Below are 18,720 nucleotides of genomic sequence, written 5' to 3'. Positions count from 1 at the left end.
CGATTCTTCCCTTATTTGATAAGTGGGAGGGATTTAATGACTGCAACCAAGCCAAGTCAAGCCACGGGCATTATCTACCAAGCCATTTCTGGCTTCTATTATGTCTGGTCCAATGACCAGTCTTTTGTGACAAAACCTAGAGGCAATTTCAGGCATCTCAAGATGAAGCCCTTAGTGGGCGATTATGTTATCTTTGAGCCGATTGCAGATCAGGAAGAGGCAGTCGGGCGTCTGGTGGAGATCCTACCCCGGGAGAATGCCCTCTTGCGGCCACCGGTGGCCAATGTGGATTTTGCCATCATCGTCACGTCCTTAAGAGAACCGGAATTCTCCTATAATTTATTGGATTATTTTCTCGTTTTTGTGGAAAGCCATGGTATTCAACCCATCATCCTCTTAACCAAGTATGACCTCCTAGTGGCCGCCTTAGGCCAAGACCAGGCCCAAGCCCAGGTTGACCAGATCCGAGCGACCTATCAAGCAGCCGGCTATGACCTCCTTGTCAATGATCAGACCCAGCAAAGCTTAGAAGCCGTCAAGCACTTGATCCAAGAGGGGACTTATGTGGTGATGGGTCAATCTGGGGTCGGCAAGTCCACTCTCTTGAATCAACTGATCCCCGCTGCAGCCATTGAAACGGGCGCGATCTCTTCCTCCTTGAACCGGGGCAAGCATACCACTCGGGAGGTCACCCTCTATCGTTACCACCAGGGTCTGATTGCGGATACGCCTGGCTTTTCGGCGGTCGACCTTTCCCAGATTGCCAAGGAGGATTTAGGCCAGTATTTTCCAGAGATTCACCGGGCCAGTCTTGAATGTCGCTTTCGCTCCTGCCTACACATCAATGAACCAGGTTGCCAGGTGAAGGCCCTGGTCGACCAAGGCCAGATTGCTGCCAGCCGTTATCAGAATTACCAGCAGATTTTTGCCAAGTTACAAGCCCAAAAGCCCAAATATTAAAGGAGAGATCAATTATGAAAATAGCCCCTTCCATGTTGAGTGCCAACTTTAACCAATTATTAGCGGAGATCCAGACGATTGAGCCCTATTCAGACTACCTCCATATTGATGTGATGGACGGTCAATTTGTTCCGAATATATCCTTTGGAGCGCCTGTCTTCTCATATTTGCGCAGTGAGAGTCAATTGGTCTTTGATTGTCATATGATGGTTCAAAACCCAGAACGCTATGTGGCCGATATGGCCAAGGCTGGAGCAGATATTATTACCATCCACGCTGAAGCCACTCAACACCTGCATTCTGCCCTGCAGAAGATTAAAGATTTAGGTGTGAAGGCGGGTGTTGCCTTGAATCCAGGCAGTCCGGTAGCTTTGATCGAGCCAGTCCTGGACCTGGTGGACTTAGTGCTTGTGATGACGGTCAATCCTGGTTTTGGCGGGCAATCCTTTATTGAATCCACCCTGTCCAAGGTAGAAGAATTGGCCGATTTGAGAGAGGGTGAGGCCAACTACCACTATGAGATCGAGGTGGATGGTGGCGTCAACGATCAAACAGCGGTTAAGTGCCTACAAGCAGGTGCAGATGTCTTGGTGGCAGGGTCTTATGTCTTCAACCATCCTGACCGCCAACAAGCGATAGCTTCCTTAAGACTAGGAGCTAATTAGTATGGACGTAGTGATCCTAGCAGGTGGGGCAGCGCCACCCGACCTCCAAACTCTTCATGCCCTATTGGCCAGTCAACCGGATGCCCTTTTGATTGGCGTCGATCGAGGGGCCCTCTATCTGATTGAAGCAGGACTGGAATTAGACCATGCGGTAGGGGACTTTGACTCTGTTAGCCAGGAAGAATTTGCCTTGATTCAAGCCAAGAGTCGTTCGATCCATCGCTCACCGGCCGAGAAGGATGACACTGATATGGAATTAGCACTGGTAATGGCCATGGAGCAGACTGACCCTGCCAATACGAATTACTATCTCTTTGGCGCGATTACTTCGAAAGAGGGGCGGTTGGACCATCTGATCGCTAACTTATGGTTGGTTTACCAGCCACGCTTTAAAGCGATTCAAGGCCAGCTTCATTTTATGGATGAGGCGCGTCAGATTGACTTTCTCACGCCGGGTTGTCAAGTTATACATAACCGCAACCAAGCCCGTTACCTTTCGATCATCTCCTTGACCCCTGTCGAGGACTTGGTGATTAACCAAGCGAAATACACCCTAGCCCAGACGTCTTATACCTATCCAAGAGCTCTCATCTCGAATGAGTTTATGGGCCAAGACCCAGTTGAGGTCTCCTTTAAGACCGGACTGGTGATGGTTATCTTAGAAAAAAAGACCTAAAAAAATAGCTGGCAAGTCGACCCTTAGCGGATCGAACAGCCAGCTATCATAATTTTGCTAAATTAAGCACGTTCAACTTTACCTGATTTTAATGCACGAGCAGATACCCAAACTTTTTGAGGTTTGCCATCAATCATTACTCGTACTTTTTGTAAGTTCGCACTGAAGCGACGTTTTGATTTGTTCATCGCGTGTGAGCGGTTATTACCTGAAACAGCTTTACGCCCTGTGAAATAACATTCCTTAGCCATGGTTAAGCCTCCTTTTCCTTATAGCCTAAACAGGCCATATTTCATACCAAAATAATTTACCATAAATTGACCGATCATTCAAGCAGAAATGGTAGATATTTTATGGGGAAGGGGACTGGCATGAATATAAAGCTGGCCGTGTCGATGATTCATCACAAGGGACCGCCCTGCAAAGTCAGACTTTTCCGGGCTAGTCCGCAAAAGCTTCGCTTTGGAGGACGGTCCTCAGTGATTTTATCCATTCGCTACAAGCTGCTTTTTGAGCATTCTATTCTTCGTTACATCAATTATAAAATTCTAGGATATTTTGTTTGAAATTATACCGAGACATTCTCTTTTGTCTTCGATTGTCAGGCGAATTCCTGGCTAAAAAAGGTGCCATCAAGTAGGATTTATGCTAAACTGTTAGAGATATTAAATAAGGAGGAGTCAAAATGGCGATTAATATCCAAACTCCCAATGGAGAAATTACCCTAACCAATGAAGTGATTGCGACCGTTGTCGGTGTGGCTGTAACGGATAATTATGGGGTCGTCGGAATGGTCAGCAAGAATTTTTTCCGCGATAATCTGACGGACTTTCTTAAAAAAGATAATTTCGCGCGTGGGGTGGTTATTTCCCAAGCAGGTGAAAGCATTACTGTGGATATTTATATTGTTGTCTCCTATGGAACAAAGATCTCTGTGATCTGTCAAAATATCCAACAATCCGTAAAATATAGTGTCGAGCAACTATTGGGCTTTGAATTGGCGGGTGTCAATGTTCATGTCCAGGCTGTAACGGTTAAGTAGTTGTCTAGGAGGTAAAGTGTGGAACTAACAATCATGAATGCAGCAGAATTTAAGAAGATGTTTAAAGCTGGTGCAGATCGTTTGATGCAGAATGTCGATTTAGTCAACTCATTAAATGTTTTTCCAGTACCAGATGGGGATACTGGAACGAATATGAACATGACCTTCCAGTCAGGGGTTGCTAAGATGCAAGAAAGTTCGAGCCAGAAGGTCCATGATTTGGCCTTGAACTTGTCTAAAGGACTGCTCATGGGGGCACGGGGTAATTCCGGTGTGATCCTGTCTCAAATCTTTAGAGGCTTCTACCAGGCAATTAAGGACGAAGAAGAATTGGACAGTCAATCCTTCACCAATGCCTTTCTCGGTGGGGTGGAGTCGGCCTATAAGGCGGTTATGAAGCCAGTAGAAGGAACCATCCTAACGGTTGCTAGAGAATCAGCTCTGCGCGGCCAACAAAAGGCGGAGTCAACCGATAATCTGGTTGAAATCATGCGGTCAATTGTCAAGGGAGCGCAAGAAGCGCTGGACAAGACGCCCGATTTATTACCCGTCTTAAAGCAAGTCGGAGTGGTCGATTCAGGTGGTAAGGGGCTCTTGTGTATTTATGAAGGCTTCCTGATGGCCTTAACCGGTGAAGTGATTGAAGATGAACCTGGTCAGACTTCTGACCATGCCCATGCCATGTTTGAAGAGGTGAATGAACATCCCCTCTCCATGGATGAAATTACTTACGGTTACTGTACAGAGATCATGGTCCGGATCGGCCAAGGGGAGACAGTGATTAAGGACTTTGATTATGACGAATTCCGACAAGTTCTCAATACCAAGGGGGATTCCCTCTTAGTGGTAGCTGATGATGAGATTGTCAAGGTCCATATTCATACGGAAAATCCTGGCCTTATCATGCAGTTGGGACAGGAATTTGGTGAGTTAATTAAGATTAAGGTCGACAACATGCGCGAGCAGGTTCGCGGACTTGAAGGCCAAGAAGAAGCCCTCAAGGGAGCGAAAGTCCCTAAACCTAGCCAGGAAGACAGTGAATATGCCATTATTGCAGTGGCTTCCGGTCAAGGATTGGTGGACCTCTTCCAATCCATTGGCGTAACAGAAGTTCTGCAAGGTGGACAGACGATGAACCCATCAACAGAGGACTTTGTGAAGGCGATTGAACGTGCAAATGCTCGGAATATCATCTTATTGCCGAATAATAAGAACATTGTGATGGCGGCCCAGCAGGCAGCGGAAGTCAGTGAGACTCCAACCGTGGTCGTGCCAACGAAGTCGATTACCCAAGGAATTTCGACCCTGCTGATGTTTAATCCCGACCAAACGATTGAAGCAAACCAGCAAGCCATGAGCGAATACGCGCAGACAGTCGATTATGGTCAAATTACCAATGCGATTCGGGATACCCAGATTGACGCGATTCAGATCAAGAAGGATGACTACATGGGCATCTTGAACGGAGATATTGTCTTAGCCCATGCTGACCTGGCTCAAGCCCTTGAGGAATTGGTTGAACAAATGGTCGATGAAGACAGCGAACTGGTAACGGTTATTGTGGGAGAAGACGGGGATGAAGCGACAGTGGAAGCTGTGGAAGATCAAGTCTTGGCCCGCTATCCTGACCTGGAATTTGAGGTTATCCAAGGAGACCAGCCGGTCTATCATTATTTTGTTTCAGTTGACTAATTAAGTAGAAATCTGGGTGAGGGGTGAATTGGATTCATCCTCACCTTTTTTTTGAGGTGAGTGGATGCAAGAGAATCAGACCTGGCTCGACCCCCTTGATCAGGTCAAGGGAATTGGGCCAAAGACCCAAGCCCTCTTTCACAAGCTTGGGATTGAGACGGTTAAGGACTTGATGTTTCATTTTCCTTTTCGATTTGAAGACCTGCAGGCTCGAGAAATCGATGGCCTGCAAGACCAAGAGAAGGTTGCCTTGGTGGGGACAGTTGTCACACCACCGGTGGTCAATTACTATGGTGCCAAGAAGAGTCGGCTGTCTTTCAAATTGGCAGTTGATAGTTTTCATACCATTGCTGTGACTTTTTTTAACCAACCCTATCTTAAGAACCAGATTGAACTGGGACAGGTCCGGGCCATTTATGGTAAATACCAAGAAAAAGGCCAAGCCCTGTTAGGTATGAAGTTGATTAACCAGACAGCGGGTCAAGACTATGCTCCAATTTATCCAACAACCAAGGGCTTAAAGCAAGCAACCATCGTCAAGGCCATCCGTCAAGTCTTTGAAAGCTATCAGCACGCGATCGAAGAAGACCTACCGGATTATTTGAATGATCACTTTGACTTAATGCCCATCGACCAAGCCCTTAAGAACTTACACTTTCCATCCGATGACCATGCCCTCCAACAAGCCAAGCGGAAGATCATTTTTCAAGAGTTCTTCATCTACCAGTGGCGCCTGCAGCAAGCTCAGGTCCAATACCGGTCTCAACCGGGCATGCGGGTGGCATATGAGGTCGCGGACTTGCGTCAGGCCATTCAGCAGATTCCTTTTGAATTGACAGGCGCTCAAAAGAAGGCTGTCAACGAGATCTGTCAGGACCTCTTGGCAGACTATCCGATGAAGCGCCTCCTCCAGGGGGATGTCGGCAGTGGGAAGACCCTCGTGGCCTTCATTACCATGATTGCAACGGCTCTCGCTGGTTGCCAAGCCGTCCTGATGGCCCCCACCGAGATTCTCGCCCACCAGCATTTTGCCAGTTTTATTCGCTACTTTGGCGACTTAAATTTGAATGTTGCTTGTCTTACGGCGGATACTTCTAGCCAAGACCGTGCCAAGATATTGCAAGAACTGGCGAATGGGGACCTGCAGCTTGTGATGGGGACCCATGCCCTCATTCAAGAAGGAGTTACCTTTAAGCGCTTGGCCTATGTGGTGATTGATGAGCAGCACCGTTTTGGGGTCGGTCAACGTCAGATGCTCTTGGACAAGGGGGATCCAGACCGACTGCCTAATCTCTTGCAGATGACGGCGACACCTATTCCGCGTAGTTTGGCTCAGACCTTCTATGCGGACCTACAGGTATCGACGCTGGATGAACGACCAGGCAACCGGCCGCCCGTCCTAACGGTCGCTTTGCGGCCGCAAGCCATCGACCAGGTCTACCTTAAGATGGAGGAAGAATTAGCGGCTGGCCACCAGGTCTACTACGTCTTGCCCCTGATTGAAGCTTCAGAGGCCCTGGACCAGGTGGACAATGTCATCGACATAGCCAACCAACTGGCGTCGCGATTTCCCTGGGCAGAAGTCGGCCTCCTACATGGCCAGATGACCAAAGATGATCAGAACCAGGTGATGACAGCCTTCAAAAATAATCAGGTCCATATTCTCGTGGCCACAACCATGGTAGAAGTTGGGGTTGATGTTGCTAACGCCACGGTGATGGTGATTCAAGGGGCGGACCGCTTTGGCTTGAGTCAACTTCACCAGCTCAGAGGACGAGTCGGCCGGAGTGACTTAGCCAGCTATTGTTACTTAATTGCCGACCCCAAGACCGACCAGGCCAAGGAACGGCTTCACCAGATGACTCAAACTCAAGATGGCTTCCAACTTGCTCAGGAAGACTTGAAAATTCGAGGGATGGGGGATATGATGGGACGTAAGCAGAGTGGTCTGCCGGACTTTCAATATGGCAATCCGATCAACGATCAAGTGATCATGACGGCAGCTTATGAATCGGTCCACCACCTGCTGGACCAACCCTACCGAATCAGCGAAAGCGAGTGGGCACATTTACAAGCGATTGCTCAAGACCAAAGAATGGAAATATAAGGGAGAAGATCATGATAAGAATAGCCATTGATGCCATGGGTGGCGACCATGCACCGCAAGCAGTTGTAGCAGGGGTTAACCAAGCCATAGACTCCTTCATGGATATCGAGATTCAGCTCTATGGGGATCCAAGTCAGATCAAGAAGTATTTGACCGCCCAGGAAAGAGTCGAAATTATTGCCACCAGCCAAGTGATTGAAGGCGAAGATGAGCCAGTCAAGGCTGTCCGCCATAAGAAGAACGCCTCAATGGTGGTTGCAGCTCGAGCTGTCAAGGATGGTCAAGCCGATGCCTTATTGTCTGCTGGTAATACAGGAGCACTCTTAACGGCTGGTCTCCTGGTGGTTGGTCGGATGAAGGGGATCGAACGACCAGGCCTAATGCCGATTATTCCTACCATCAACCCAGAATCTCCGCAATTTATCCTGATGGATGCGGGAGCCAATGCGCAGTCCAAGCCGGTTTACCTTCACCAATATGCCATCCTAGCTAATCATTATTGTCAAACAGTCCTCCAAATTGAAAAGCCCCGAATTGCCCTCTTGAATAATGGGACGGAAATGAGTAAGGGGGATGACCTGCGTAAAGAAGCCTATGGTCTCTTAAGCCAGGAGCGAAAGATTCACTTTATTGGTAATATAGAGGCTAAAGACCTCCTAAATGGCCAGGCGGATATTGTCATTACAGATGGTTTTACTGGCAATGCTGTTTTAAAGACTCTGGAAGGGACCGCCAAGGGGATCTTCAAGCTTCTCAAGCAGACGCTCAAGGCTGGTAACTTTAAGACCAAGCTCGGGGCCCTGTTGCTTAAGGGACAGCTGAAGAAGATGGCTTATAACTTTGATGACACAAGACAAGGAGGAGCAGTCCTCTTAGGGGTTAACCATCCCGTCATTAAGGCCCATGGCTCAGCCAATGATCAAGCCATTTACCACGCCATCGAACAGGCGCGGATGATGGTCCTAGCCCGTACCATTGACCGGATGCGACACGCCTTCCAGCAAGCAGATTAATCCCTAATCCAGTCGACTTATGCTACAATCAGACCAGACAAGGAGGAATCTTGATGAATACATTTGAAACTGTGCAAAAATTAATCGTGGACAAATTTGGTGTGACTAAGGAAGATGTGACGCCTCAGATGACCTTTGATGATTTAGGAGCCGACTCTCTCGATGTGGTCGAATTCGTGATGGAAGTAGAAGACCAATTTGGCATTGAATTTGAAGATGACCGGATTGAATCCTTAAATAATATTCAAGATGCGGTTGCCTATATTGATGAATTAAAGGGTCAATAAGAGGCACTGCAGGCTCGCTCGCGATTGAAAGCGATCGATACGTGCCAGGAGTCGATTGTTCTACCATTTGATTCTAAAAAGCGAGACTCCTTATCCAGGCGGTTCATGGCTTGGATAAGGAGTTTTTTTGGCTCTTGGCCAAATAAGATTGATGGTATTGAAAGTAGACTAAGCAACAAGCCGTTGCTTGGTCTCTTTTCTTCCTGACACATAAAGTCATGATATTAAAAGAATGCAGTTCTTGAAATGGGTATATTTACAGTAACCATAAGCACTGCGCGTTAGGAGGCTCCGTCCAACTTCCACTGATTTGCATTGGATACTGTTTCTATTTTATTTTTTCAGGAAAACTATAAAATGGTATTGAACAATGTTCATATCGGGTGTATAATACCTATCGTACTTAAAAATGAACATTGTTCATTATGAGTGGCTTTTTTTATGAATGGGACTGAACACTGTTCATATTAAGGTGTCTTTTAATCGAAACGAATGAACGATGTTCACCACTAGAAAGAAGGTTAAAATATGCATCATGTCAGTAGTAAGCGCAGTGAGATCATGGAAGCGGCCCTGGCCGTATTTAAGGAAAAAGGGCTCGAAAAGACCTCAGTTCGCGATATTATGAATAAATCCGGCTATGGGTTAGGAACTTTCTATCTTTACTATGCGGATAAAAAAGATTTGATGGAGCGAATGGTTTTGGATAAATCGATGAAGCTCATTATTGATGCCGAAGCGAACTGTTCGGGTGATGATCCTGTCCAGCGTTACATTTCGTTTGTTGAATATATCATGGATTACCTGGTAGCCAATCCATTTGAGTTGGAGTTGATGAGTCAGAATATTACCTGGGCTCTTTATACCAAGTTAGAAAATGATGAGCGCTTGAAAGAGGCAGATTCAACTTTACAGTTTATTTTGAATAAATATGAGAATCTATTCTCACACACTTATAGTCAGTCACAAAAGCTTTATATTTTATCATTGACACTTGAGATTATGATGTCCACTTGTAAGAGTGCCCTAATGGAAGAATCGATTCTCTCAATTGATGAAATGAAGCCCGTTTTATTTACAGTGATTGGCAAGATGTTTAGTCGGAAAGAAGGGGAATAAATGAAAAAAATTGCCAATTTTATTGCCTACCATCCCAAACTTATTTTTATCATCACAACTTTATTATTGATTCCAGCTTGGATGGGTTACCAGAATACAGGTGTCAATTATGACATTTTAACTTATTTGCCAGCCGATTTAGAATCGACTCAAGGGCAAGAGATTTTGGACAAGGATTTTAAAAATGCAGCAACAGGCATGTTGATCTTGGAGGGGAGCGACCATGAGGCAGACCAGCTTAAGCAACAAATCCTAAAAATTGATGGGGTTGAGGATGTCATCTCTAAGACTTCAATTGTGGGCGATACGATTCCGGATGATTTTCTACCAGACAATATCCGTCAGGCTTTTTATGCCGACGGTAGCACATTGCTGATGGTTAAGTTCAGTGAATCGTCTTCTTCCTTTAAAACTATGGAAGCGATCGATCAGATCAGACATTTAGCAAGTAAACCGAAATATTTAAGTGGGATCTCTTCACTCGTCAAGGATACCAAGGACCTAATTGATACAGAAACACCAGTCTATGTTGCTTTAGCCGTTATCTTAGCTTTGATTGTCTTAAGCTTAGTGAATGAATCTACGATTATTCCATTTCTTTTTATGCTAAATATTGGTTACGCGATTCTCTATAATTTTGGGACCAATCTATTCTTAGGGGAGATCTCTTATATCACCAAAGCAATTGCAGCTGTCTTGCAGTTAGCCGTCACGACCGACTACTCGATTTTTCTCTATCACCGCTATGTTGAAAAGAAACGAACCACTGCTTCTAGTCAAGAGGCGATGTCTAAAGCCATTCAAAGTACTCTATCCTCTATCTTTGCTTCGTCTTTAACAACCTTTGCGGGCTTCTTAGTATTAATTTTGATGAAGCTGGGTTTAGGTAAAGACATTGGTTTGGTAATGAGTAAGGGAGTCATCTTAGGCTTAATCTCAACTGTTGTTGTTTTGCCACCGATGATCTTATTAACTGAGCAATGGGTGAATCGTTTCAACCATCGCGTTCTCTTGCCTTCTTTCGATAAAACCGCAAACTTTACAACGAAATATCGCAAACCATTATTTATCGTTTTTTTGCTCCTCTTCATTCCTTCAATTTACGGAGTCCATCATACCCAATTGTATTATAACTTGGACCGATCTCTCCCTCAGGACTTAGAGTCAATTGTGGCTTTAAACAAGATGAAGAAGGACTATGATATGGCTTCTACTCACTTTATCGTGGTCAAGGACGACCTGAGTAAGCAGAGTATGAATGGCATGATCAAACAATTAGAAGAAGTGGAAGGGGTTAATACTGTCTTAAGTTTGAATTCTGTGACTGGGCTAACCCTACCAGATTCCTTCCTACCAGATAAAATCAAAGACAACTTTAGTAAGAATGGCTATCAAATGATTATGCTCAACTCAAAGTACCAGACCGCCTCCGATGCTGTGAATCAACAGATTGACCAGATTAATCAGATTATTAAGGAGCATGATCCACAAGGCTATTTAACGGGTGAAGCGGTTCTTACCAAAGATTTAACGCGTCTTTCAGACCGTGATTTTAAGATGGTTAACCTTGCTTCGATTGTCGTCGTCTTCTTTATTATTGCCTTTGTTTTTAAATCTTTGGCGATTCCGATTGTCTTAATCGCGGCCATTGAATTAGCGATCTTTATCAATATGGGCATACCCTATTATTCAGGTCATGTTATTCCTTTTATCACTTCAATTATTATCGGGGTGGTTCAATTAGGTTCTACTATTGACTATTCGATTTTAATGATGGACCGCTTCTTATTTGAGTATAAGAAGTCAGGGGAGATGTCGACTGCCTTGAATCGGTCGGTTAAGGAGACCTCGAAGTCAGTTGTCACTTCGGCACTGGCCTTCTTTGCCGCGACGATTGGTGTCGGCATTTACTCCAAAATGGAAATTGTCTCAACAATATGTATTTTCTTAGCTAGAGGAGCGATTATCTCGATGCTGGTGATTATTCTCTTCTTACCAGCGATTATCGGGATGACCTTCCCCTTTATTAAACGCACCACTAAAGGACTAAATTAGGAGGATTTCACATGAATACTAAATCAATGAGAGTGTTAGCAGCTGTTGCAGCAGGGTCTATGATCGTGACCCCTGCGGTTGAAGCGGTTGAACCACAAGCTCGTAAGAATGAAACGATTTACGTCACTAAGGACGGTAACCAAGTAATGGACCAGACGGTCTCTGTCTGGCTTAATGGTGACAAGGGGCTTAAAATAAAAGACCGGTCCGATTTAAAGGAAATAAAGAATTTAGAAACGGATGAAGCAGTCCAAACACAAGACGGTTACATCCAATGGAACGCTCAGGAATCTGATATTTACTACCAGGGTGTCACGGATAAGCAATTGCCGGTTGACATCCAAGTCCAATATCAGCTGGATGGTCAGCCAGTATCTTTCGAGGACTTGCAGGGCCAATCAGGTCACTTGGTGATCACCATTGAAGCGAATAATAGCACGCATGAACAAGTAACTTTAGAGGGTCAAAACATGACAATCTATGCGCCTTATTTGGTTGTATCTGAAATGACCTTTGCAGATGACCAAGTGAAGAATATTCACGCCGACCATGCCAAAATCATAAAAGATGGCAAGAACCAGATTGTTGCCTCTGTCTTAACACCAGGGATGAAAGAGAATTTTGCAGATTATTTGGATGAAGAGTATCTGGACCGATTCAGGGATCGCCTGGAGATTGAAATGGATGTTGAAGACTATCAACCTACAGATATCTATGCGGTCATTACGAATGAAATTTTCCAGGATGAAGCCAGCTTAGCCTCACTTGATGATCTGAGCGATGGAGTTGATCAATTAACCGACAATGCCGATAAATTAGTTGAAGCCTCCAATCAATTAAAAGAAGGGAGTGAGCGACTAAATGAAAGTATCGGCGACTTAAGTGAAGGAGCCGTTCAGTTGGCAAAAGGGTCCAATCAATTGAAGACCGGATTTGGAAAGTTGTCGAATGGCTTTAATGGCCTGCCCGATAAGATTAAGTCCATCGAAACGGCTATTAGCCAACTGACTGCAGGTGGCGCTAAACTGAACAGTGGAATTGAACAGTACACCAATGGTGTCAATCAGATTAATGGCAATATGACGAAGCTCTCACAGGGTGCCTTGGGTCTTGAGAAAGGAGCCAGTCAATTAGATGAGGGGCTTGCCCAGCTCAATCAAGCGACCAACACGCTTCGGGAAAAGACCAATAGTCTCTCTGGTAACCAGGAAGCTGACTTCTTTGCCACTTCCCTTAACCAGCTCCAATCTGGAATAGATGGTTTAGGGCAAAACATTGGTCCTATGGCCATTGGACTGGCTGAGCTCAACCAAGGACTGAATCAATTGGAAGAGGCTTCTAACCGTCTCAGCCAAGGGATTGAATCTCTTAGCCAATCTAGCTATAGCAACTCTAGCTCAGCGGGGGTTGTTGAAGACTTAAATGCTAAGGCGGCGGCCTTGGAAGGTCTAGCAGCAAGTATTGAAAGTAAAGATAGCGAAGGGCTGAATAGTGACGAAGTTTATACACTAAGGTCTTTAGCTCAAGGACTTTATGGTCAAGCCAATGCCTTATCTGCAAGCGACCAGTCGCCTCAGGCTTTGATTGCTGGTCTCCAAGAACTTTTAGCGGTCTCCCAACAAGTGACCGCTGGTATCCAACAAGCCAGTCAAGGAGCTGGAAACCTAAGTAGTCAAGTTAATCAAGCTGAGGACCAATTGGTCAATGCTTCACAAGAATTATCAAATGGCATTAGCCAAATAAAAGAGGGTATGAATTCGAGTGCTCTCTCTAAGCTACAAGATTCGATAGCTCAATTAGATGATGCCGCTACTAAGTTGAAGGCGGGTTCAAGTCAACTCAAGGCGGGAACCGAGCAGAATAAGCAAGGTGTCGCTAAATTAGCGCAAGGGATCCAAAGCCTGGATGGCAAGTCGAAAGACTTGAGAAGTGGGGCTCAGAAATTATCAGATGGTTTGACGCAATTTCAAGCCCAATCAAAGAGTTTATCTGAACTAGGAGATATTAAGCGTAAAGCACTTGATCCGATGTCAAAGGGGATCAATGACCTGGATCAAGGAATGAAGGAATTAAAGGAAGGTAGCCTCAAATTAAAAGAAGGTTCAGAAACTTATGTATCAAAATTTAAAGAGTTTGATGAAGGGTTGGAGAAATATAAAGAAGATGGGATTGATCAATTAACAAACAAGACACAAGATCTGACAAAAATAAAAACCATCCTTGATCACATGCAAACCATGGCCCAAGCCAATAATTCATTTAGTGGAACGACCCCAGAATTTGAAACGCGTTCTCGTATTATTGAAAAGATCAAATAAAATCTGAAAGTTTTATCAATAAGACGCTTCAAGCCCTTCAAAATTGAAGAGGAAGAAGCGTCTTTTTGCCTTGTTACCCTCTGCTAGACTAGCTTTAAAGAAGATAATGGGTCCCGATGATTCTAATGTAATAACAAGGATTGTTGCTGGAAGGTAAAAAAGCGATTGTCGTACCCGATAGAAGTTTTAAGGGAATTCTTGTTTAACTCTTGATGCCAATCGATCAGAAAGCTGATAGCTAAAGTGATTGGATTCGCTTATTTCGACGGTTTGACTATCTGTCAGGCTACGTCCTCTCCTCTTATTCGGTTCATTTGACTGGTTGGAGTGATAAAGATTTAATTCTTACTAAAAAATAAGATCTTTCTTTGTGCTCTTAGCCTTGCTTTGGTAAAATCTTATTAACGATAAAAAAGGATGATGAAGATGAAGGAACTGATGACTTATATAAGCGAAGACTTGGGGATCAAGGTCAATAATCCCCAGCTGATTGAACAAGCCTTCCACCACACTTCTTATGTGAATGAGCATGGGGGGAGCCATTTAGCCTCCAACGAGCGGCTTGAATTTTTGGGGGATGCGGTTTTAGAGTTGGCGGTGTCTAACTTTCTCTATTCAACCTATCCTAGGGAAGGAGAAGGGGTTCTTACACGGATGCGGGCGCAGTTGGTGCGCGAACCCAGTCTGGCTTACGTGAGCCGGCAGCTGAAATTTGACCACTTCCTCCGCTTAGGCAAGGGCGAACAAGCCACCGGAGGCAGCCAGCGAGATTCCATTCTTTCCGACTGCTTTGAGGCCTTTTTGGCGGCCATTTATCTGGACCAGGGGAGTGACCAGGCTGAAGCCTTCCTCAGCCGGGTCCTGTTTGACCACCACCAGGAAATCCTGCGCTTGACCAACCAAGACTATAAGACCCAATTTCAAGAATGGGTCCAAGCCAAAGGCAGTGTTAAGATTGAGTACCGGTTACTGGACCAAACAGGTCCAGCTCATGACCGGTGTTTTACGAGTGGTCTATTCTTAAATGGTCAACAGATTGCCCAGGGCAGTGGTAAGAGTAAGAAGCAGGCTGAAATGCATGCAGCGAAGCAGGCCTTGGACCAAAAGAATAAGGGAGAATGATCGGTGTATTTAGAAAGAATTGAAATGACTGGCTTTAAGTCCTTTGCGGACAAGACGGTCATCGAATTTGATCAAGGAATGACCGCTGTTGTTGGGCCCAATGGTTCCGGTAAGTCCAACCTTTCCGAAGCTATTCGTTGGGTCTTAGGTGAGCAGTCGGCTAAGAGCCTGCGCGGCCATCGGATGGAAGATGTGATCTTTAATGGCTCACAAGCCCGAAAGCCTGTGAACCTGGCCAAGGTCACCCTGGTCTTGAACAATGAAGACCACTACTTAGACCATCCCCGAGACCGTGTCGCCATTACCCGCCAGCTCAACCGTCAAGGCGAGAGTGCTTATTTTATTAACCAGGAAGCGGTTCGTTTGAAGGATATCACAGACCTACTGCTGGATACTGGCCTGGGTAAGAATTCCTTTGCCATGATCTCGCAAGGTAAGGTCGAATCGATCTTCTTAAGTAAGCCAGAAGAGCGGCGCGGGATCTTTGAGGAAGCGGCCGGCGTGCAGAAATTTCAAGTCCGCAAATTAGAAGCCCAACGTAAGATGGACCGGTCCCAAGGCCACCTGAACCGGGTTAAGGACATCCTCCATGAATTAGCAGGCCAAATTGACCCGCTGAAGGACCAGCATGACAAGGCCTTGATCTATCAGGAAAAGGCCCAATTGCTCAGCCAGCATGAGTTGGCTTGGTATACCCAACAAATTAAGACCAACCAGAGTCGTTACCAGCAGGCCCAAGTAGAGGGTCAAGCGGTCCGCCAGGAATTAGACCAAGTTCAAAGTCAACAGGCCCACTACCAAGAGACCCTGCAGGCGAGTCAAGAACAAGTCGACCACTTAAATGATCAGATCGATCAAGAAGCGGAGAACTTGCAGACTCAGACCCAGCAAGTCGAACAACAAAAGGGGCAAGAATCGATCCTGCGTCAACGGTTAGACTATGCCCACCAATCAGAGGAAGACCGTCACCACCAGGCGGTGAGTCGGCAGGAAGAAAGGGACCAGCTGGAAGACCGTCTTGCCAAACTGGACCAAGAAATTCAAGTCCTGCAGGCAGCGGACCAACAAGATCAATTGGAATTAGAGCAAGGCCAAGCGCAGTTGGCGACCCTCTTAGACCAAGATCCTGCCCGCTTGGGCCACCTGCAAGAAGAGCTAATTGAAGCCTACCGGCGGGAAACCACCATCAAGAACCAAGCCCAGCAGGTCCAGCAGGTCTTAGAGACTTACCAAGCCCGTAAAGGCAGTCATGACCAACAAGTCCAAGGGCTGCAAGAAGAGCTGAACCACTTGAACCAAGATCTCTCAGATGCCAAGCAAGAAGTCCAATCCCTGCAGAGAGATTTGAGCCAAGCCCAAGATCAAATTAAGAGGCAGCAAGGCCAACAAGTGCAATTGGAGGCCGATTACCAAGCTAGGGTCCAGGAGGCTTATCAAGTGGACCATGACCGACAGGTCCTTCAAGCCAAATTGAATTCATTGCAACAGATGCAAGCAGACTATACGGGTTACTATCAAGGCGTCCGAGCCGTTATGAACCAGCGTGACCACTTAGCTGGTATTGAGGGGACGGTTGCCGATTTAATTCAAGTGCCAGACGCGTATCAAGAGGCCATTGAGCTTGCTTTGGGGGCTGCCCTGCAACAGATTGTTGTGAGGGATGATCAAGCAGCCAAAGCGGCCATTGACTACCTCCGCCAGACTCGGTCGGGTCGGGCAACCTTCCTGCCCCGGCCCAATATAAAGGGCCGGTCGCTAGCCAGTCACTTGCTGGCGAAGGCGCAAGGGCAGGCAGGATTGATTGGTGTAGCCAGTGATTTAGTTCAAGCAGCGACCGAAAACCAGGCCATTGTCAAACAGCTCTTGGGAACGACCCTCGTTATGACCGATTTGCCGGCAGCCCAGGCTTTATCGAAGCGGCTCAACCAACAAGTGAAATTGGTCACCCTGACAGGTGATGTCATTCTACCAGGGGGATCGGTGACCGGTGGGCGTGATCATAAGGCTCGCCAGACCATGTTGGCCCGGCAAACACAAGTTAAGACTCTTGAGGCGGCCTACCAAGACAAGCAAGCCGTTCATCAAGACTTACAGACGAGTCTGAACAAGGACCAAGTGGCTTTACAAGCAATAGCCCAAGACCTGGTCAACCAGCGTCAGGCCTATCAGGCACTTAGCGAGCAATTTGAAGAGGCCAACCACCACTATCAAGGCTTAGTTCGTCAAGTCCAACAAAAAGAAAGGCAATTGATGGTCCTGGAAGATGAATGGACTTCCTTGCACTCGACTTACCAGGAGAGTCAACAGGAAGAAGGTCAGATCCAATCAGACTTAGACCAAATCCAGGCCCAGATTGACCACCTGAAGTCCAGTATGGAAGCACTCCAGCTCGATCAAAGCGACCGTCAGACTCGCAGTCAAGAACTTCAAGCAGAATTGAATCGAGTCGGCACCCATCGCCAAGTTTTACAGGTCGAAATCAAGCAGAAACTAAGAGATCAAAAAACCTTCCGAGACCAGCTAGCAGCACTGGACCAATTGATGGCAGACCATGCGAATCAAGTCCGACTCAACCAAGAAACGGTCCAGTCTCTGGAGTCCGATTTGGCTGGTGTTTTGGACCAGATTGAAGGATTAACCCAGGCCAACCAGGCCAGTCAAGACCGGTTGAAAGAAGCCAAGGCCCAGCGCCAGGCGATCAACCAGTCCCTGCGTGAAGTCCAAGCTCAAGCTTTAGACTTAGACAAGCACCTCCAAGGACTTTATCAGAAGGAGGCTAAGGCCCAAGCCCTCATCGAAAAGTATGACCGCTTGTTGGACCAAGACCTATCCTATCTCAGCGAGACCCATTCGCTTTCTTATGAGGCGGCTGTGGCTAAGGTTCAAGAATTCGGGGGTCTGGAGACTTCACTGGATCATGTGAAGAAACTGAAGCAGGCGATCGACCAATTAGGTCCGATTAATTTGGCAGCGATTGAAGACTATCAAGCCCTTAAAGACCGCTATGACCGGTTAACCGACCAAGAGAAGGACCTGGTTCAAGCCATGGACCAATTGCAAGCGACGATTGAAGAGATGGATCAAGAAGTGGCCAGCCGGTTTAAGGCAACCTTTGACCAGATCAATGACCAATTTCAGAAGACCTTTGTGCAATTGTTTGGTGGAGGACGGGCGCGCTTGGAATTGATCGACCCGGACCAGCTATTGGAAACAGGGGTGGATATTATTGCCCAACCTCCCGGTAAGCGGCAGCAGCACCTAGCTCTGCTTTCAGGCGGGGAGCGGGCCTTGACTGCCATTAGTCTCCTCTTTGCGATTTTGGAGACCAAGGCCGTTCCCTTTGTGGTGCTCGATGAGGTCGAAGCAGCCTTGGATGATGCCAATGTCTACCGGTATGGTCGTTACATCCAGACCTTTACCCAGGCCACTCAATTCATTGTGATTACCCACCGTAAGGGGACCATGGAATATGCGGATGTTTTATATGGGGTGACCATGGAGCAGACCGGTATTTCCAAACTAGCCAGCGTCCAACTGAATGAAGCCAGTGCCATGGCCCAAGGCGACGGATAGGTAACCGCCTCGAATGTCCACCAGTGGACCCAGAGGCTATCCCAGGGGTCATGCTGCAATCTCGATCGGCGTATCATGAGATACGCCTTTT

14 protein-coding genes are annotated in these 18,720 nt (G+C 46.4%); 13 read left to right on the top strand and 1 reads right to left on the bottom strand.

What is annotated here, in order from left to right; translation table 11 throughout:
• The first annotated feature begins 36 nt into the window (after positions 1-36).
• Genes rsgA through HMPREF9708_RS00280 form a run of 3 tightly spaced genes read left to right on the top strand, consistent with a single transcriptional unit; the run spans position 37 to position 2,301 of the window.
• The gene (gene rsgA / locus HMPREF9708_RS00290; RefSeq protein WP_006307924.1) at positions 37-960 is read left to right on the top strand and encodes a ribosome small subunit-dependent GTPase A; all 924 of its coding nucleotides are present in this window, start codon (positions 37-39) and stop codon (positions 958-960) included.
• Between the two features lie 14 nt (positions 961-974).
• Positions 975-1,625, top strand: coding sequence for a ribulose-phosphate 3-epimerase (gene rpe, locus HMPREF9708_RS00285; protein WP_006307923.1), 651 nt, complete (start codon positions 975-977; stop codon positions 1,623-1,625).
• A 1-nt stretch (position 1,626) separates the two neighbouring features.
• On the top strand, positions 1,627-2,301 hold the full coding sequence (locus HMPREF9708_RS00280; RefSeq protein WP_006307922.1) for a thiamine diphosphokinase: 675 nt from the start codon (positions 1,627-1,629) through the stop codon (positions 2,299-2,301).
• Positions 2,302-2,363: 62 nt separating this feature from the next.
• Here HMPREF9708_RS00280 and rpmB read toward each other — a convergent pair whose 3' ends face one another.
• On the bottom strand, positions 2,364-2,552 hold the full coding sequence (gene rpmB, locus HMPREF9708_RS00275) for a 50S ribosomal protein L28 (RefSeq protein WP_006307921.1): 189 nt from the start codon (positions 2,550-2,552) through the stop codon (positions 2,364-2,366).
• A gap of 434 nt (positions 2,553-2,986) precedes the next feature.
• Between rpmB and HMPREF9708_RS00270 the strand changes: the two genes are divergently transcribed.
• From HMPREF9708_RS00270 to smc, 10 genes are all read left to right on the top strand, one after another.
• A complete protein-coding gene (locus HMPREF9708_RS00270) occupies positions 2,987-3,343 on the top strand; it encodes an Asp23/Gls24 family envelope stress response protein (protein ID WP_006307920.1) in 357 nt (118 codons plus the stop codon).
• 18 nt (positions 3,344-3,361) lie between these two features.
• Positions 3,362-5,035, top strand: a complete 1,674-nt coding sequence (locus HMPREF9708_RS00265) for a DAK2 domain-containing protein (RefSeq protein WP_006307916.1) — start codon at positions 3,362-3,364, stop codon at positions 5,033-5,035.
• 64 nt (positions 5,036-5,099) lie between these two features.
• Positions 5,100-7,142, top strand: coding sequence for an ATP-dependent DNA helicase RecG (recG, locus tag HMPREF9708_RS00260; RefSeq protein ID WP_006307911.1), 2,043 nt, complete (start codon positions 5,100-5,102; stop codon positions 7,140-7,142).
• A gap of 11 nt (positions 7,143-7,153) precedes the next feature.
• Complete coding sequence (plsX, locus tag HMPREF9708_RS00255) at positions 7,154-8,155, top strand: phosphate acyltransferase PlsX (RefSeq protein WP_006307909.1); 1,002 nt, start codon at positions 7,154-7,156, stop codon at positions 8,153-8,155.
• A 53-nt stretch (positions 8,156-8,208) separates the two neighbouring features.
• Positions 8,209-8,442 carry an acyl carrier protein gene (gene acpP / locus HMPREF9708_RS00250; RefSeq protein WP_006307907.1) on the top strand — a complete coding sequence of 78 codons (234 nt, stop codon included), beginning with the start codon at positions 8,209-8,211 and terminating at the stop codon, positions 8,440-8,442.
• A 528-nt stretch (positions 8,443-8,970) separates the two neighbouring features.
• Positions 8,971-9,561 carry a TetR/AcrR family transcriptional regulator gene (locus HMPREF9708_RS00245; protein WP_006307905.1) on the top strand — a complete coding sequence of 197 codons (591 nt, stop codon included), beginning with the start codon at positions 8,971-8,973 and terminating at the stop codon, positions 9,559-9,561.
• Positions 9,562-11,616 (top strand): efflux RND transporter permease subunit, encoded by a 2,055-nt coding sequence (locus HMPREF9708_RS00240; RefSeq protein WP_006307904.1) that lies wholly within the window; start codon positions 9,562-9,564, stop codon positions 11,614-11,616.
• Between the two features lie 11 nt (positions 11,617-11,627).
• Positions 11,628-13,934 carry a coiled-coil domain-containing protein gene (locus HMPREF9708_RS00235; protein ID WP_006307903.1) on the top strand — a complete coding sequence of 769 codons (2,307 nt, stop codon included), beginning with the start codon at positions 11,628-11,630 and terminating at the stop codon, positions 13,932-13,934.
• A 426-nt stretch (positions 13,935-14,360) separates the two neighbouring features.
• Positions 14,361-15,056, top strand: coding sequence for a ribonuclease III (gene rnc, locus HMPREF9708_RS00230; protein WP_006307902.1), 696 nt, complete (start codon positions 14,361-14,363; stop codon positions 15,054-15,056).
• A 3-nt stretch (positions 15,057-15,059) separates the two neighbouring features.
• Positions 15,060-18,629 carry a chromosome segregation protein SMC gene (gene smc, locus HMPREF9708_RS00225; protein ID WP_006307901.1) on the top strand — a complete coding sequence of 1,190 codons (3,570 nt, stop codon included), beginning with the start codon at positions 15,060-15,062 and terminating at the stop codon, positions 18,627-18,629.
• Positions 18,630-18,720: the final 91 nt, after the last annotated feature.

This window comes from Facklamia languida CCUG 37842, from assembly GCF_000245795.1.
Lineage (GTDB): Bacteria > Bacillota > Bacilli > Lactobacillales > Aerococcaceae > Facklamia > Facklamia languida.
The sequence above is the reverse complement of the archived record's forward strand: the minus strand, read 5'-3'. Positions and strand labels throughout refer to the sequence as shown.

Coding starts and splice junctions, on each gene's coding strand:
- rsgA (WP_006307924.1), top strand. CDS start 37: ATGACTGCAACCAAGCCAAGTCAAGCCACGGGCATTATCTACCAAGCC.
- rpe (WP_006307923.1), top strand. CDS start 975: ATGAAAATAGCCCCTTCCATGTTGAGTGCCAACTTTAACCAATTATTA.
- HMPREF9708_RS00280 (WP_006307922.1), top strand. CDS start 1,627: ATGGACGTAGTGATCCTAGCAGGTGGGGCAGCGCCACCCGACCTCCAA.
- rpmB (WP_006307921.1), bottom strand. CDS start 2,552: ATGGCTAAGGAATGTTATTTCACAGGGCGTAAAGCTGTTTCAGGTAAT.
- HMPREF9708_RS00270 (WP_006307920.1), top strand. CDS start 2,987: ATGGCGATTAATATCCAAACTCCCAATGGAGAAATTACCCTAACCAAT.
- recG (WP_006307911.1), top strand. CDS start 5,100: ATGCAAGAGAATCAGACCTGGCTCGACCCCCTTGATCAGGTCAAGGGA.
- plsX (WP_006307909.1), top strand. CDS start 7,154: ATGATAAGAATAGCCATTGATGCCATGGGTGGCGACCATGCACCGCAA.
- acpP (WP_006307907.1), top strand. CDS start 8,209: ATGAATACATTTGAAACTGTGCAAAAATTAATCGTGGACAAATTTGGT.
- HMPREF9708_RS00245 (WP_006307905.1), top strand. CDS start 8,971: ATGCATCATGTCAGTAGTAAGCGCAGTGAGATCATGGAAGCGGCCCTG.
- HMPREF9708_RS00240 (WP_006307904.1), top strand. CDS start 9,562: ATGAAAAAAATTGCCAATTTTATTGCCTACCATCCCAAACTTATTTTT.
- HMPREF9708_RS00235 (WP_006307903.1), top strand. CDS start 11,628: ATGAATACTAAATCAATGAGAGTGTTAGCAGCTGTTGCAGCAGGGTCT.
- rnc (WP_006307902.1), top strand. CDS start 14,361: ATGAAGGAACTGATGACTTATATAAGCGAAGACTTGGGGATCAAGGTC.